Genomic DNA, 14,238 nt, shown 5'->3' with positions numbered 1-14,238 from the left:
TCTATTTGCACAAAAGGCGCAAGCCGTTGAACACCACCAGCAGGCTCACGCCCATGTCGGCGAACACCGCCATCCACAGGGTGGCCATGCCGGCAAAGGTAATGGCCAGGAATATCGCCTTGACGCCCAACGCCAGAACGATGTTCTGCATGAGGATCGCCGCACTTTGGCGCGACAGCCTGACGAAGGCCGGGATTTTCCGCAAGTCGTCGTCCATCAGCGCCACATCGGCAGTTTCGATGGCGGTGTCGGTGCCGGCAGCGGCCATGGCAAAACCGATCTCGGCACGGGCCAGGGCCGGGGCGTCGTTGATGCCATCACCCACCATGCCCACCCGATGGCCCTGTGCGTACAGGGCTTCGATGGTTTTCAGCTTGTCGGCAGGCAACAGGTTGCCCTCGGCGCGGTCGATACCCACCACGGCGGCGATGGCCTGCGCAGTATGCGGATTGTCGCCGGTCAGCATGACAGTCTTGATGCCCAGTTCATGTAGCTCGGCAATGGCTTGGCGGCTGCTGTCCTTGACCGTATCGGCCACAGCGAACAGGGCCAACGGGCCGTTGCGGTCAAGCAGCAGGACCACGGTCTTGCCCTGACGCTCCAGCGCATCCAGTTGGGCTTCAAGCTCGGGTGAGCACAGCCCCAGTTCCTCCACCAGGCGGTGGTTCCCCAGGTGGTAGACCTCGCCGGCGATGGCGCCACGCACGCCGCGCCCGGCCAGGGCGGCAAAGTCATCGACCTCGCTCAGGGCCAGGCCTTGCGCCTTGCCGAACTGGGCGATGGCGCGGGAAACCGGGTGGTCGGAGCGCTCGCCCAGGCTGGCAGCCAGGGCTTGCGCGCGGCCTTCGAACACCGGCTCCAACACTTTGGCGTCGGTCTGGACCGGCTTGCCGTGGGTGATGGTGCCGGTCTTGTCCAGGGCTAGGTAGTCCAGGTGGCGGCCGCCTTCCAGGTACACACCGCCCTTGATCAGGATGCCTTTGCGGGCCGCAGCGGCCAGGCCGCTGACGATGGTCACCGGGGTCGAGATCACCAGGGCGCACGGGCAGGCAACCACCAGCAGCACCAGGGCGCGGTAGACCCAGTCGAACCAGCCTGCGGCCATGAACAGCGGCGGAATCACCGCCACGGCCAGGGCGATGGCAAACACCACCGGGGTATAGATACGTGAAAACTGGTCGACGAAGCGCTGGGTAGGCGCCCGCGCGCCTTGCGCTTCCTCCACAGCCTTGATGATCCGCGCCAGGGTCGATTGCCCGGCGCCGGCGGTAACGCGAAACTCCAGCGCACCCGCCTGGTTGATGGTACCGGCGAACAGCTTGTCGCCTACGGCCTTCTCCACAGGCAGGCTTTCCCCGGTGATCGGCGCCTGATCGACGCTGGATTGCCCCCTAGTCACTTCACCGTCCAGGCCGATGCGTTCGCCGGGGCGCACCCGCACCACGGCGCCGATGGCCACTTCGCGCACCTCCACTTCGCGCCATTGGCCGTCTGCCTGCTGCACGGTGGCCATGTCCGGGGTCAGCTGCATCAACCCGCCGATGGCATTGCGCGCGCGGTCCAGCGAGCGGGCTTCGATCAGCTCGGCAACGGTAAACAGCACCATCACCATGGCCGCTTCCGGCCACTGGCCGATCAGCACGGCGCCGGTCACGGCGATGCTCATCAGCGCGTTGATGTTGAGGTTGCGGTTTTTCAGGGCAATCCAGCCCTTCTTGTAGGTGCCCAGGCCGCACCCAAGTATGGCTGCCAGCGCCAGTGCCGCCACCAGCCATTCCGGGGCCAGCGCGGCAAAGTGCACGATTTCGGCGGCGATGGCGGCCACACCCGACAATGCCAGCGGCCACCAGCGGGTCTTGGCCGGTTCGGGCGCGGCGGCGGTAGCGTCGCCTTCGCCACCCAGCGGCTCGGCCTTCATGCCCAGGCTGTCGATGGCCCGCTCGATGTCGCCAGTGCCGTCCAGGGTGTGGCGTACGCCAAGCACGCGGTTGATCAGGTTAAATTCCAGCTGCTCGATACCGGCCAGCTTGCCCAGCTTGTCCTGGATCAGGGTCTGCTCGGTCGGGCAGTCCATGGCGTCGATGCGGAAGCGGCTGAGCTGTGCCTGGGCACTGGCCGTTTCAGTCAGCTGCACCAGCGCCGGCGCGGCTTTGGACCCGCAGCAGCTGTGGCCGTGGTCCGCATGGCCATGGTCGTCATCGCCATGGGCGTGATCGTGCGGGTGCTTGTGTTCGTGGCTGACAGGCTGGTTCATGGGGTCGTCCTTAAAGTGAGCCTGTTGCCAAGTGAACACCCTGTAGCCACTATAGGGTCAAGCCACTTGCTGGAGATTTCGTGATGAAGATCGGAGAACTGGCCAAAGCCACCGACTGCGCGGTGGAAACCATCCGCTACTACGAGCGTGAAAACCTGTTGCCCGAGCCTGCCCGTACCGAAGGCAACTACCGGCTGTATACCCAGGCCCACGTGGAGCGGCTGACCTTCATCCGCAACTGCCGCACCCTGGACATGACCCTGGAAGAAATCCGCAGCCTGCTACGCCTGCGCGACAGCCCCGACGATTCGTGCGGCAGCGTCAATGCGCTGATCGACGAACATATCGAGCATGTACAGGCGCGGATCGATGGCTTGGTGGCGTTGCAGGAGCAGCTGGTGGAGCTGCGGCGGCGCTGCAATGCGCAGGGGAGTGAATGCGCGATCTTGCAGCAACTGGAGACGAACGGGGCGGTATCGGTGCCGGATACCGAGCATTCGCATGTGGGGCGAAGCCACGGGCATTGAAAGATCAAAGGGCCTAATCGCCGGCAAGCCAGCTCCCACAGGTTTTGCACAGGCCCTACTGGCAGCGCTGTCCTGTGGGAGCTGGCTTGCCGGCGAAAGGGCTGCAGAGCAGCCCCGGCAATCTAAAAGATCACACCGCCATCGGCGCTGTCATCGGCGCATGGTGCTCATACCCTTCCAGCCAGAAATCACTCGGCTCGATCTTCTCCAGCCACTCCGGCTCATACTTGCCCGTCTCGGCAAACGCCGGCACGCGGTCGCTGATCACCAGCTTCGGTGCTTCCAGCGGCTCGCGCTTGAGCTGCTCGTTCAGCATGTCCAGGTGGTTTTCATACACATGGGCATCGCCGATGAAGTAGGTGAACCAGCGTGGGGTGTAACCGGTCAGGCGGCCGAACAACGACAACAGCGCCGCGCCTTCGGTGAGGTTGAACGGTGTGCCCAGGCCCAGGTCGTTGGAGCGGATGTAAAGGGTCAGGGAAATTTCCCTGGTCTCTACATTCGGGTGGAACTGGTACAGCAGGTGGCACGGCGGCAGGGCCATCTCGTCCAGCTGGGCGCAGTTCCAGCCGTGGAACAGGATGCGGCGGCTGCCCGGGTCGTTGGCGATGGTATCCAGGCACTGGCGCACCTGGTCGATGGCCTTGTACAGCACCACAAACGCCTCGCCGTCTTCTTCGTCCTCGGCAATACGGCGGAAGCCGGCCTTCTCGGCCATTTCGATGGCAGCCGGGTTGCTCAGCGGGATGCGCTTGTAGCCCGGCCACTGGCGCCATTGCACGCCGTAGATCTCGCCCAGGTCGTCATGGCCCTGGCGGAACGGGTTGGCCAGCCACTGGGCGTTTTCGTTGGCGTTCTGGTCCCAGACCTTGCAGCCCAGCTCGCGGAATTCACAGGCGTTTTTCACGCCCCGCAGGAAGCCGACCATCTCGCCGATCGCCGACTTGAACGCCAGCTTGCGCGTGGTGATGGCCGGGAAGCCCTTCTGCAGGTCGAAGCGCAGCATGGCGCCCGGCATGCTGATGGTACGGATGCCGGTGCGATTGCCTTGCAACGTACCGTTCTCGATGACTTCACGGACCAGATCTAGATACTGTTTCATGACGTTCCTGTAACAAGAACGGCAGGGGGATCACCCCTGCCGTGAAAATCATACGGCTGGTTTTGCCGTAGGTTTGCGGTTGTAGGCCAACCAGATCAAGAAGATGCCGCCGACGATCATCGGCACGCAGAGCAACTGACCCATGGTCAACCAGCCGAATGCAATGTAGCCAAGCTGGGCATCAGGCACCCGCACAAACTCCACGATAAAGCGGAAAATACCGTAGAACAGCGCGAACATGCCGGAAACGGCCATGGTCGGGCGTGGTTTGCGCGAGTACAACCAGAGAATCACGAATAATGCCACACCTTCCAGGGCAAACTGGTACAGCTGCGACGGATGACGGGGCAACTGGGCAGGGTCGCTGAACGGCGGGAACACCATCGCCCACGGCACGTCGGTCGCCTTGCCCCACAGCTCGGCGTTGATGAAGTTGCCGATACGCCCGGCACCCAGGCCGATCGGCACCAGCGGGGCAACGAAGTCCATCAGCTCGAAGAACGACTTGTTGTTGCGCTTGCCGAACCACAAGGCCGCCAGCATCACGCCGATAAAGCCCCCGTGGAACGACATGCCGCCTTTCCACACCTCGAAGATCAGCGTCGGGTTGGCCAGGTAGGCATGCAGGTCGTAAAACAGCACGTAACCCAGGCGGCCACCGACAATCACCCCCATCGACAGCCAGAACACCAGGTCGGAAAGCTTCTCGCGGCTCCAGGTGGGGTCAAAGCGGTTCAGCCGGCGCGAAGCCAGCAGCCAGGCGCCGCCGATGCCGATCAGGTACATCAGCCCGTACCAATGGATTTTCAGCGGCCCGATGGCCAGGGCCACGGGGTCTATCTGCGGGTAAGGCAGCATGGAACTTCCTCTCGATTCAAATCAAAAAGCTGAGGCCGACACAGAACAGCAGCGCTGCGAACAGGCGTTTCAACAAACGGGGCGACAGCTTGTGCGCCAGGCGCGCGCCAAAGCGGGCGAAAAACATGCTGGTCACGGCAATGCCGACCATCGCCGGCAGGTACACGTAACCCAGGCTATGGGCCGGCAGGTGCTCCTCGTGCCAGCCCAGCAGCATGAAGCTCAGGGCACTGGCCACGGCAATCGGCAAGCCACAGGCCGAGGACGTGGCCACCGCCTGCTGCATGGGCAGGCTGCGCCAGGTCAGGAACGGCACGGTCAGCGAACCCCCGCCGATGCCGAAAATGGCCGAGGCCCAGCCAATCACCCCACCGGCCCCGATCAAGGCGGGTTTGCCGGGGATGCCGCGGCTGGCCTTGGGCTTGAGGTCCAACGCCATCTGCGCGGCGATGACCAGGGCGAACACGCCGATGATCTTTTGCAGCAGCGGGCCCTGGATCAGCGAGGCGGTCTTGGCACCGACACCGGCCCCCAGCAGGATGCCGAGGGTCATCCAGGCGAAGATCGGCCATTGCACCGCGCCCTTGCGGTGGTGCTCAAGCACGGCGTTGATCGAAGTGAACACGATGGTTGCCAGCGACGTGCCGACTGCCAGGTGGGTCAGTACCGAGGCGTCGAAGCCCTGCAAGGTGAAGCTGAACACCAGCACCGGCACGATGATGATGCCACCGCCCACGCCGAACAGCCCGGCCAGCACACCGGCACAGGCGCCCAACAGCAGATAGAGCACGAATTCCATTCGGCTTCCCCAGGAAAACAATCCGGCATGGTAACGGAAGCCGGGCTCGGGGCTCTAGTGAACTCTGTGTCAGGATGGATCGGCCACGCCGCTGTGGGTACAGTGGCAGAAAACACAGAGGCCAAACCGATGTGCCTGATCGTATTCGCCTGGCGGCCGGGGCATGCCCTGCCGCTGATCGTCGCGGCCAACCGCGACGAGTTCTATGCCCGCCCCACTCAACCCTTGGCGGCCTGGGAGGATGCGCCTGGGGTGCATGCCGGGCGCGACCTAGAGGCCGGTGGCACCTGGCTGGGCGTGGGGCCGCAGGGGCGGTTTGCGGCGCTGACCAATATCCGCGACCCGGGCCAGCCACTGGGCCCGCGCTCGCGGGGTGAACTGGTGGCGGCGTACCTGCAGGGTGAGCTTGGGGTCGAGGCTTACCTGGACCAGGTGGCCAGCCGCAGTGGGCAGTATTCGGGGTTCAACCTGCTGGTGGGTGATGGGCGGCAGCTGGGCTACCTGCATGCCCGTGACGCTACGCCGTGCCTGCTGGACGCCGGGGTGTACGGGTTATCCAACGCCGGGCTGGACACGCCGTGGCCGAAGCTGGTGAAGGCACGTAGCGGGTTGGAGGGGTTGCTGGAAACGCCAGAACCGCGCCGGTTGCTGGATTTGCTGGCGGATAACGAGCCGGCCGCCGATGGTGACCTGCCCGAGACGGGTGTGGGGGTAGCGACCGAGAAACTGCTGTCGAGCGTGTTCATCGCCAGCCAGAATTACGGGACCCGGGCGAGTACGGTGCTGATTGTGGATGATCAGGGCAGAAGACAGCTGATCGAGCGCAGTTTCGGGCCCTTTGGCGGGCATCTTGGGGAAATCGAGTTGCTGGTCTGAATATTTGATGCTGCCTGTGCGGGCCTCTTCGCGGGCTTGCCCGCTCCCACAGGAAGTCCACAGGTCTCAGGCCTTGTGCAATCCCTGTGGGAGCGGGCAAGCCCGCGAAGAGGCCGGAACAGGCAACCTCATATTCAGAGGGTTTTATTGGCCCCAGGCCCGATCATCCGCGCCAACCCAAGGTTTTTAAGGGCCAGCTGCAGCGAGCTGTGGATAACCTGCGGGTTGTCATGGCTCAGGGCCTCGGCCAGCAGATCCTTGGCCTTGCTCATGTTTACCTGACGCAGCATCCACTTCACCTTCGGCAGGTTGGTGGCGTTCATCGACAAGCTGTCGAAGCCCATGGCCATCAGCAGGATCGCCGCCGCCGGGTCACCGGCCATTTCACCGCAGATGCTCACCGGCTTGCCTTCACCATGGGCATCGCGCACCACCGTGCTCAAGGCTTGCAGCACCGCCGGGTGCAGGTAGTCGTACAGGTCGGCGACCCGTGGGTTGTTGCGGTCCACCGCCAGCAGGTACTGGGTCAGGTCGTTGGAGCCGACCGACAGGAAGTCCACCTGCCGCGCCAGTTCCTTGGTCTGGTACACCGCCGCAGGAATTTCCACCATCACGCCCACCGGCGGCATCGGCACGTCGGTGCCTTCGTCACGCACCTCGCCCCAGGCGCGGTGGATCAGGTGCAGCGCTTCTTCCAGCTCGTGGATGCCGGAAATCATCGGCAGCAGGATGCGCAGGTTGTTCAGGCCCTCGCTGGCCTTGAGCATGGCGCGGGTCTGCACCAGAAAGATTTCCGGGTGGTCGAGGGTGACACGGATGCCGCGCCAGCCCAGGAAGGGGTTTTCTTCCTTGATCGGGAAGTATGAAAGCGCCTTGTCACCGCCGATGTCGAGGGTACGCATGGTCACCGGCAGCGGGTGGAACGCCGCCAGCTGCTCGCGGTAGATGGCCAGCTGTTCTTTCTCGCTGGGGAAGCGCTGGTTGATCATGAACGGCACTTCGGTGCGGTACAGGCCTACCCCTTCGGCGCCACGCTGCTGGGCACGGGCCACGTCGGCCAGCAAGCCGGTGTTGACCCACAGCGGCATGCGGTGGCCGTCGGGGGTGACGCACGGCAGTTCACGCAGTGCATCAAGGCCCTGGGCCAGCTGGCGTTCTTCCTCGACCACTTCGCTGTACTGCTTGCGCAACACTTCGCTGGGGTTGGTGAAAACCTCGCCCTTGTAGCCGTCGACGATCAGTTCGATACCGTCGACCTTGGAGTACGGCAGGTCGACCAGGCCCATCACCGTGGGGATGCCCATGGCGCGAGCGAGAATGGCGACGTGGGAGTTACCCGAACCCAGTACCGAGACCAGGCCCACCAGCTTGCCTTCCGGCACTTCGCCGAGCATGGCCGGGGTCAGCTCTTCACTGACCAGGATGGTGTTGTCGGCATACACCAGCGACTGCGAGCGGGCTTCCTGCAGGTAGGCCAGCAGGCGCCGGCCCAGGTCCTTGACGTCGGAGGCGCGCTCGCGCAGGTAGTCATCGTCCATCAGCTCGAAGCGGTTGACGTGCTCGCCAACCACCTGGCGCAGGGCGCCCTGCGCCCACTGGCCGGTCTTGATGACTTCGGTCACCTCGCCGCCCAGGGCTGCATCTTCGAGCATCATCAGGTACACATCGAACAGCGCGCGCTCTTCAGGGCGCAGCTGGGTGGCCAGCTTGGCCGACAGCTTGCGCATATCGTCGCGCACGCCTTCAAGGGCGTTTTGGAACAGCTTGAGTTCAGCGTCGATGTCATCGACGGTCTTGTCCGGCACCACTTCCAGGTCGGCCGGCGGCAGCATTACCACCGCACGCCCTACGGCAGCGCCAGGCGAGCCAGGCACACCGACGAAGCGCGCTTCCTGGATACCCTTGCCCTGGCGGCCAAGGCCACGGATCGAGCCAGTGGCTTCGGCGTGGGCAATTACCCCGGCAAGCTGGGCGCTCATGGTGACCAGGAAGGCTTCTTCGCCCTCGTCGAACTGGCGGCGCTCCTTTTGCTGGATGACCAATACCCCGACCACGCGGCGGTGGTGAATGATCGGCGCACCCAGGAAGGAGGCGAATTTTTCTTCACCGGTTTCGGCAAAGTAGCGGTAACGCGGGTGGTCCGCGGCGTTTTCCAGGTTCAGCGGCTCTTCCCGGGTACCGACCAGGCCAACCAGGCCTTCGTTGGGGGCCATGCTGACCTTGCCGATGGAGCGCTTGTTCAGGCCTTCGGAAGCCATCAGCACAAAGCGGTTGGTTTCCGGGTCGAGCAGGTAGACCGAGCAGACCTGGCTGCCCATGGCCTCCTTGACGCGCAAGACAATGATCCCCAACGCCGACTTGAGATCTTTGGCGGAGTTTACTTCCTGGACGATCTTGCGCAGCGTATTGAGCATGGCTCGGGGTCGAACTCCGTCGTCAGTCGCGCGTCAGAAGACGCGGTGCTAGCTCTTTCAGGGCGCGTCGGTACACCTCGCGCTTGAATGTCACAACCTGGCCCAGCGGATACCAATAGCTCACCCAGCGCCAGCCGTCGAATTCCGGTTTGCCGGTCAGGTCCATCCGCACCCGCTGTTCGTTGCTGACCAGCCGTAGCAGGAACCACTTCTGCTTCTGGCCGATGCACAGCGGCTGGCTGTGGGTACGTACCAGTCGCTGGGGTAAACGATAACGCAACCAACCGCGGGTGCAGGCAAGAATTTCCACATCATCGCGTTCAAGGCCAACTTCTTCGTTCAGCTCGCGGTACAGGGCATCTTCCGGCGTCTCGTCAGGGTTGATACCCCCCTGGGGAAACTGCCAGGCATCCTGGTTGATCCGGCGAGCCCATAGCACCTGCCCGGCATCATTCGTGAGAATGATCCCGACATTGGGGCGAAAACCATCCGGGTCGATCACGGCAGCAACCTCGCAAACGCATGTCACCGCATTGTTCCACAAAGCTTGCGAGCGCAGCAACGCGCCCGCCAAGCTTATGTGCAGCAGCGTGAAAACTCCGTATTCTGCGGGCCTACCCTGTAGCTGATGCGAGTGACCGCAATGCGCCTGGCTTTATTCGACCTGGACAATACCCTCCTCGGTGGCGACAGCGACCATGCCTGGGGTGATTACCTTTGCGAGCGCGGCATTCTCGACCCGGTCGCCTACAAGCAACGCAACGATGGTTTCTACCAGGACTACCTCAACGGCACCCTGGACCTGCAGGCCTACCTGGCCTTTTCCATGGAGATCCTGGCGGCAACGCCTGTGGCCCAGCTCGACGAATGGCACCGCGACTTCATGCGCGACTGCATCGAGCCGATCATCCTGCCCAAGGCCCTGGCCTTGCTGCAGCAACACCGCGAGGCGGGCGACCAGCTGGTGATCATCACCGCCACCAACCGCTTCGTCACCGCACCGATTGCCCGGCGGCTTGGGGTTCGCGTACTGCTGGCAACCGAATGCGAGATGCACAACGGCCGCTACACCGGGCGCAGTACCGATATACCGTGTTTCCGTGAAGGCAAAGTGACGCGGCTGGAGCGGTGGATGCTGGAGAACGGCTTCGACCTGGAAGACAGCTACTTCTATAGCGACTCGATGAACGATTTGCCGTTGTTGCAGCGGGTGACGCATGCGGTGGCGGTGGACCCGGCCCCAAACCTGCGGGCCGAGGCCGAGAAGCGCGGGTGGCCGGTGGTTTCGCTGCGGGATTGAGGTTTTTCTGTGCCGGCCTCTTCGCGGGTGAACCCGCTCCCACAGGGACCGCACAAGGCCTGAGGGCAGCGCAATAACTGTGGGAGCGGGTTCACCCGCGAAGAGGCCGGTACAGGCAACCCTGAACTGTCAGACTGGCTTGGCACCCATCAACCCGGCAATGGACAGGAAGCAGACCCCGCTGAACACCGCCAGCGCCAGGGTAAAGCGCAGCCCCACCACTTCAGCCTTACGCAGCCGGTTCAGCCGCACCAGCAGCCACCACACCGCAAAGGCGCCGAAGGTATAGATGACGCTGGACGCCAGCACCCAGGTCTGCCCCAGCGGCCAGCCCACCAGGTGCACCAGCCACCAGCCGGTGAACGGCATGCTCACCAGGCACAGGCCCATCACCAGCCAGATGAACACCAGCGGCCGGCGCAACAGCTTGGCGTAGGCCTCGGCATCGCCTTGGCGGCGGGCCCGCACGGTCCAGACCGCCAGGCCCAGGGCGCCCAGAAGCAGCAGGGCGGTGGCGATGATGTGCAGGGTCTTGAGGGTGGTCAGGTGTTCCATGTCTCGATTGTCCTTGAGCAGGCCATTTGGCGGTGGCTTCTTCGCGGGTGAACCCGCTCCCACAGGTAATGCACTGGCCTCAAGCCGTGTGATTTCCCTGTGGGAGCGGGCAAGCCCGCGAAAGGGCCATCAGGCCTAGCTTAGCCGCTCAGCCCAGGAACAGTTTGTAGGCCGGGTTTTCGGTCTCGTCCCAGTAGGGGTAACCGATCTTGGCCAGCGCCGCCGGCACCAGGTGGCGTTCGTCCTCCGGCACCTGCAAGCCCGCCACCACGCGCCCGTCAGCCGCGCCATGGTTGCGGTAATGGAACATCGAGATGTTCCAGCGCCCGCCCAGCTTGTTGAGGAAGTTGAACAACGCCCCTGGCCGCTCTGGGAATTCGAAGCGCAGCACCATCTCATCGCTGGCACCGGCCGAATGGCCGCCAACCATGTGGCGAATGTGCAGCTTGGCCAGTTCGTTGTCGGTCAGGTCGGTAACCGGGAAGCCCTGCTCGGTCAGATGCTGCACCAGCGCCGCACGCGGGTCGTTTTCCGGGTGGGTCTGCACGCCAACGAAGATATGTGCCTCGTCGGAGGTGTGCTTGCGGTAGTTGAACTCGGTGATCTGGCGCTTGCCGATCGCCTCGCAGAAGGCCTTGAAGCTGCCCGGGCGTTCCGGGATGGTCACGGCGATGATCGCTTCGCGTTTCTCACCCAGCTCGGCACGCTCGGCCACGTGGCGCAGGCGGTCGAAGTTGACGTTGGCGCCGGAGTCGATCGCCACCAGGGTTTGCCCGGTCACGCCGTACAGCTCGACATACTTCTTGATACCCGCCACGCCCAAGGCGCCGGCAGGTTCGGTGATCGAGCGGGTATCGTCGTAGATATCCTTGATCGCCGCACAAATCTCATCGGTGCTGACGGTCACCACTTCATCCACATGAAGGCGGCAGATGTCGAAGGTGTGCTGGCCGATCTGCGCCACAGCCACACCGTCGGCAAACAACCCGACCTGGGGCAGCACCACGCGCTCACCGGCAGCCATGGCCGCCTGCAGGCAGTTGGAGTCGTCCGGCTCGACACCAATCACCTTGATTTCCGGGCGCAGGTACTTCACATAGGCGGCAATACCGGCAATCAGGCCGCCACCGCCCACGGGCACGAAGATCGCGTCCAGCTGGCCAGGGTGCTGGCGCAGGATTTCCATGGCCACGGTGCCCTGCCCGGCAATGGTGTGCGGGTCGTCGTAAGGGTGGACGTAGACAAAGCCCTTTTCATCGACCAGCTTCAGCGAATAGGCCAGCGCCTCGGGGAACGAGTCGCCATGCAGCACTACCTTGCCACCGCGTGAGCGCACGCCTTCGATCTTGATCTCCGGGGTGGTCTTGGGCATCACGATAGTGGCCTTGATGCCCATCTCGCGCGCGGCCAGGGCCAGGCCCTGGGCGTGGTTGCCGGCCGAGGCGGTGACCACGCCACGGGCCAGCTCTTCGGGGGTCAGCTGGGCCAGTTTGTTGTACGCCCCTCGTATCTTGAACGAGAACACCGGCTGCAGGTCTTCACGCTTGAGCAGAATCTGGTTGCCCAGGCGCTTGCTCAGCTGCCCGGCGCTCTGCAGCGGGGTTTCGACGGCAACGTCATAGACGCGCGAGGTGAGGATCTTCTTGACGTACTGTTCGAGCATCGGGAAAGCATCACTGGGCCGCGGGACGAGGGCTGCGAGTCTACCCCAGCGCTACGTCGGGCGACCACAGCAAAGCCGCCCAAGCCGTTATACTAGGCAACTTTGAAAACCGCCCTGCCCCTTTTCGGAGCCCGCATGACCCAGGACCAACTCAAACAGGCCGTCGCCCAGGCCGCTGTCGACTTCATTCTGCCCAAGCTGGATGAAAAGAGCGTCGTCGGCGTCGGTACCGGTTCGACTGCCAACTTCTTCATCGACGCCCTGGCTCAGCACAAGACCGCCTTCGACGGCGCGGTTGCCAGCTCCGAAGCCACCGCCCAGCGTCTGAAGGGCCATGGCATCCCGGTGTACGAGCTGAATAGCGTCAGCGAGCTGGAATTCTACGTGGACGGCGCCGACGAGAGCGACGCGCACCTGAACCTGATCAAGGGCGGCGGCGCGGCCCTGACCCGCGAGAAGATCGTCGCCGCTGTGGCCAAGACCTTCATCTGCATCGCCGACGGCAGCAAGCTGGTGCCGGTACTGGGCGCTTTCCCGCTGCCGGTCGAAGTGATTCCGATGGCGCGCAGCCATGTGGCCCGTCAGCTGGTGAAGCTGGGCGGCGACCCGGTGTACCGCGAAGGTGTGGTCACCGATAACGGCAACGTGATCCTTGACGTGCACAACCTGCAGATCACCAACCCGGTGGAGCTGGAAGCGCAGATCAATGCCATCGTTGGCGTGGTGACCAACGGCCTGTTCGCGGCGCGGCCGGCGGATTTGCTGCTGCTGGGTACCGCTGAAGGTGTGAAGAGCCTGAAGGCCGAGTAACCTTCGGCGAGGGCTTTGCCCTCGATTCGCAGCACAAGGCTGCTCCTACAGGGGACCGCATCAGGTTCAGGCCCTGCGGTGTCCTGTAGGAGCAGCCTTGTGCTGCGAATGGGCTGCAAAGCAGCCCTACCTGCTCACTCCGCCGGCTGCTTGAACACATAGAACAGGTTCGGCTCACTGACGAGGTAAATGGTCCCCGTCTCATCCATCGCAATCCCCTCCGCCTGCGGCACCGTCGCCTGCAACCCCTGGAAGCCCTTGCGCAATGACAAGGTGCTCAGCGGCCTGCCTTCCACATCCAGCTCCAGCACCAGCCGCGACTCGTCCGACAGCGCCAGCAAATGCCCGCTGCGCTCATCAAACTGCAAACTCGACAGGTCCCGCACAAACAGGCGTGAATCGCGCTTGCGGTCCTGCACCACATGCACGGCGTAGGGCTTTTCCGGGTTGTCATGGGGAAAGCCATGCACCTCATAGATCAGCATCGGGTCACGTTCCTTCGCCACGAACAGGCGTTTGCCCGCCGAATCGTAGGCCAACCCTTCGAAACCCTTGTTGCCGTTCAGGCCGATGCCCAGGCTGAGTTGCTCGGCATCACCGGCATCGAGGAACATCGTGTCGTCTTCCAGGCGCACGCGAATCAGCCGCTGCTGACGTTCGTCAGTGATCACGTAGCTATTGGGCCCCACGTATTCCACGGCTTCCGGGTCGCCGAAGCCCGTCAGCGGCACCCGGCGCAGGATGCAGCCGTCCAGCGACAATTCGATCAGTTCCGAACGGGCATTGGTGACCGTGAACAGGGTTTTGCGGTCGGGGTCGTAGGTCAGCGCCGAGATGTCGTCATCCAGCCCTTCGACCGGCTGCGCCTCCACCACCACCCGGTAGCGGTCCAGGCCGATGCTCTGCTCGGCAGGCTGCCACCAGGTCTTCAGGTTGAACCAGCCACGCTCGAACAGGCGAAACTCCTGCCCGGCCAAGCCAAGCAGGAGCAGGCCGAGGGCGGCCAGGACAAGAAACAGGCGAACAAAACGACGCATAGGGCAGACTCGGCACAGGGGTGGCGAATCTAACCATTAACGG

At 63.7% G+C, this 14,238-nt stretch carries 13 protein-coding genes; 4 read left to right on the top strand and 9 right to left on the bottom strand.

Annotated features, from left to right (window positions below):
* Position 1: 1 nt before the first annotated feature.
* Positions 2–2,254, bottom strand: coding sequence for a heavy metal translocating P-type ATPase (locus ABOC32_RS04420; RefSeq protein WP_426810233.1), 2,253 nt, complete (start codon positions 2,252–2,254; stop codon positions 2–4).
* 83 nt (positions 2,255–2,337) lie between these two features.
* Here ABOC32_RS04420 and cadR point away from each other — a divergent pair, with 83 nt between their 5' ends.
* Entirely contained in the window at positions 2,338–2,781 is a 444-nt protein-coding gene (cadR, locus tag ABOC32_RS04415; RefSeq protein ID WP_043198837.1) for a cadmium resistance transcriptional regulator CadR, read from the top strand.
* A 130-nt stretch (positions 2,782–2,911) separates the two neighbouring features.
* On the opposite strand, the gene ABOC32_RS04410 is transcribed toward cadR, so the two are convergent.
* From ABOC32_RS04410 to ABOC32_RS04400, 3 genes are read right to left on the bottom strand one after another with little or no spacing between them, the layout of a single operon-like run.
* Entirely contained in the window at positions 2,912–3,883 is a 972-nt protein-coding gene (locus tag ABOC32_RS04410; protein WP_426810232.1) for a thymidylate synthase, read from the bottom strand.
* 48 nt (positions 3,884–3,931) lie between these two features.
* Positions 3,932–4,741: a prolipoprotein diacylglyceryl transferase gene (lgt, locus tag ABOC32_RS04405; RefSeq protein ID WP_016489681.1), complete on the bottom strand. Its 810-nt coding sequence runs from the start codon at positions 4,739–4,741 to the stop codon at positions 3,932–3,934.
* 16 nt (positions 4,742–4,757) lie between these two features.
* Positions 4,758–5,540: a sulfite exporter TauE/SafE family protein gene (locus ABOC32_RS04400; RefSeq protein WP_016502104.1), complete on the bottom strand. Its 783-nt coding sequence runs from the start codon at positions 5,538–5,540 to the stop codon at positions 4,758–4,760.
* A gap of 129 nt (positions 5,541–5,669) precedes the next feature.
* Between ABOC32_RS04400 and ABOC32_RS04395 the strand changes: the two genes are divergently transcribed.
* Complete coding sequence (locus ABOC32_RS04395; RefSeq protein WP_426810231.1) at positions 5,670–6,416, top strand: NRDE family protein; 747 nt, start codon at positions 5,670–5,672, stop codon at positions 6,414–6,416.
* A gap of 134 nt (positions 6,417–6,550) precedes the next feature.
* Here the strand turns inward: ABOC32_RS04395 and ptsP are convergent, their stop codons facing one another.
* On the bottom strand, positions 6,551–8,830 hold the full coding sequence (gene ptsP / locus ABOC32_RS04390; protein ID WP_426810230.1) for a phosphoenolpyruvate--protein phosphotransferase: 2,280 nt from the start codon (positions 8,828–8,830) through the stop codon (positions 6,551–6,553).
* A gap of 22 nt (positions 8,831–8,852) precedes the next feature.
* Positions 8,853–9,332: an RNA pyrophosphohydrolase gene (locus ABOC32_RS04385; protein ID WP_003249017.1), complete on the bottom strand. Its 480-nt coding sequence runs from the start codon at positions 9,330–9,332 to the stop codon at positions 8,853–8,855.
* A 141-nt stretch (positions 9,333–9,473) separates the two neighbouring features.
* Here ABOC32_RS04385 and ABOC32_RS04380 point away from each other — a divergent pair, with 141 nt between their 5' ends.
* Positions 9,474–10,130: an HAD family hydrolase gene (locus ABOC32_RS04380; protein ID WP_426810229.1), complete on the top strand. Its 657-nt coding sequence runs from the start codon at positions 9,474–9,476 to the stop codon at positions 10,128–10,130.
* Positions 10,131–10,259: 129 nt separating this feature from the next.
* Here ABOC32_RS04380 and ABOC32_RS04375 read toward each other — a convergent pair whose 3' ends face one another.
* Both ABOC32_RS04375 and ilvA read right to left on the bottom strand, forming a co-directional pair.
* Complete coding sequence (locus ABOC32_RS04375; RefSeq protein WP_426810228.1) at positions 10,260–10,685, bottom strand: DUF2269 domain-containing protein; 426 nt, start codon at positions 10,683–10,685, stop codon at positions 10,260–10,262.
* 148 nt (positions 10,686–10,833) lie between these two features.
* Positions 10,834–12,348, bottom strand: coding sequence for a threonine ammonia-lyase, biosynthetic (gene ilvA, locus ABOC32_RS04370; protein WP_086978573.1), 1,515 nt, complete (start codon positions 12,346–12,348; stop codon positions 10,834–10,836).
* A 135-nt stretch (positions 12,349–12,483) separates the two neighbouring features.
* Between ilvA and rpiA the strand changes: the two genes are divergently transcribed.
* Positions 12,484–13,158 (top strand): ribose-5-phosphate isomerase RpiA, encoded by a 675-nt coding sequence (gene rpiA / locus ABOC32_RS04365; protein ID WP_016502110.1) that lies wholly within the window; start codon positions 12,484–12,486, stop codon positions 13,156–13,158.
* 134 nt (positions 13,159–13,292) lie between these two features.
* On the opposite strand, the gene ABOC32_RS04360 is transcribed toward rpiA, so the two are convergent.
* Entirely contained in the window at positions 13,293–14,195 is a 903-nt protein-coding gene (locus tag ABOC32_RS04360; RefSeq protein ID WP_426810227.1) for an SdiA-regulated domain-containing protein, read from the bottom strand.
* Positions 14,196–14,238 lie beyond the last annotated feature (43 nt).

The organism is Pseudomonas sp. WOUb67 (assembly GCF_050058005.1).
In the GTDB taxonomy this organism is placed as follows: domain Bacteria; phylum Pseudomonadota; class Gammaproteobacteria; order Pseudomonadales; family Pseudomonadaceae; genus Aquipseudomonas; species Aquipseudomonas putida_R.
Note: the sequence above shows the minus strand (reverse complement) of the source record. Positions and strands in the feature narration are given on the sequence as shown.

Bases quoted from the DNA above. Each gene is read 5' to 3' on its own strand.
- ABOC32_RS04420 (WP_426810233.1), bottom strand. From the start codon at position 2,254: ATGAACCAGCCTGTCAGCCACGAACACAAGCACCCGCACGATCACGCC.
- cadR (WP_043198837.1), top strand. From the start codon at position 2,338: ATGAAGATCGGAGAACTGGCCAAAGCCACCGACTGCGCGGTGGAAACC.
- ABOC32_RS04410 (WP_426810232.1), bottom strand. From the start codon at position 3,883: ATGAAACAGTATCTAGATCTGGTCCGTGAAGTCATCGAGAACGGTACG.
- lgt (WP_016489681.1), bottom strand. From the start codon at position 4,741: ATGCTGCCTTACCCGCAGATAGACCCCGTGGCCCTGGCCATCGGGCCG.
- ABOC32_RS04400 (WP_016502104.1), bottom strand. From the start codon at position 5,540: ATGGAATTCGTGCTCTATCTGCTGTTGGGCGCCTGTGCCGGTGTGCTG.
- ABOC32_RS04395 (WP_426810231.1), top strand. From the start codon at position 5,670: ATGTGCCTGATCGTATTCGCCTGGCGGCCGGGGCATGCCCTGCCGCTG.
- ptsP (WP_426810230.1), bottom strand. From the start codon at position 8,830: ATGCTCAATACGCTGCGCAAGATCGTCCAGGAAGTAAACTCCGCCAAA.
- ABOC32_RS04380 (WP_426810229.1), top strand. From the start codon at position 9,474: ATGCGCCTGGCTTTATTCGACCTGGACAATACCCTCCTCGGTGGCGAC.
- ABOC32_RS04375 (WP_426810228.1), bottom strand. From the start codon at position 10,685: ATGGAACACCTGACCACCCTCAAGACCCTGCACATCATCGCCACCGCC.
- ilvA (WP_086978573.1), bottom strand. From the start codon at position 12,348: ATGCTCGAACAGTACGTCAAGAAGATCCTCACCTCGCGCGTCTATGAC.
- rpiA (WP_016502110.1), top strand. From the start codon at position 12,484: ATGACCCAGGACCAACTCAAACAGGCCGTCGCCCAGGCCGCTGTCGAC.
- ABOC32_RS04360 (WP_426810227.1), bottom strand. From the start codon at position 14,195: ATGCGTCGTTTTGTTCGCCTGTTTCTTGTCCTGGCCGCCCTCGGCCTG.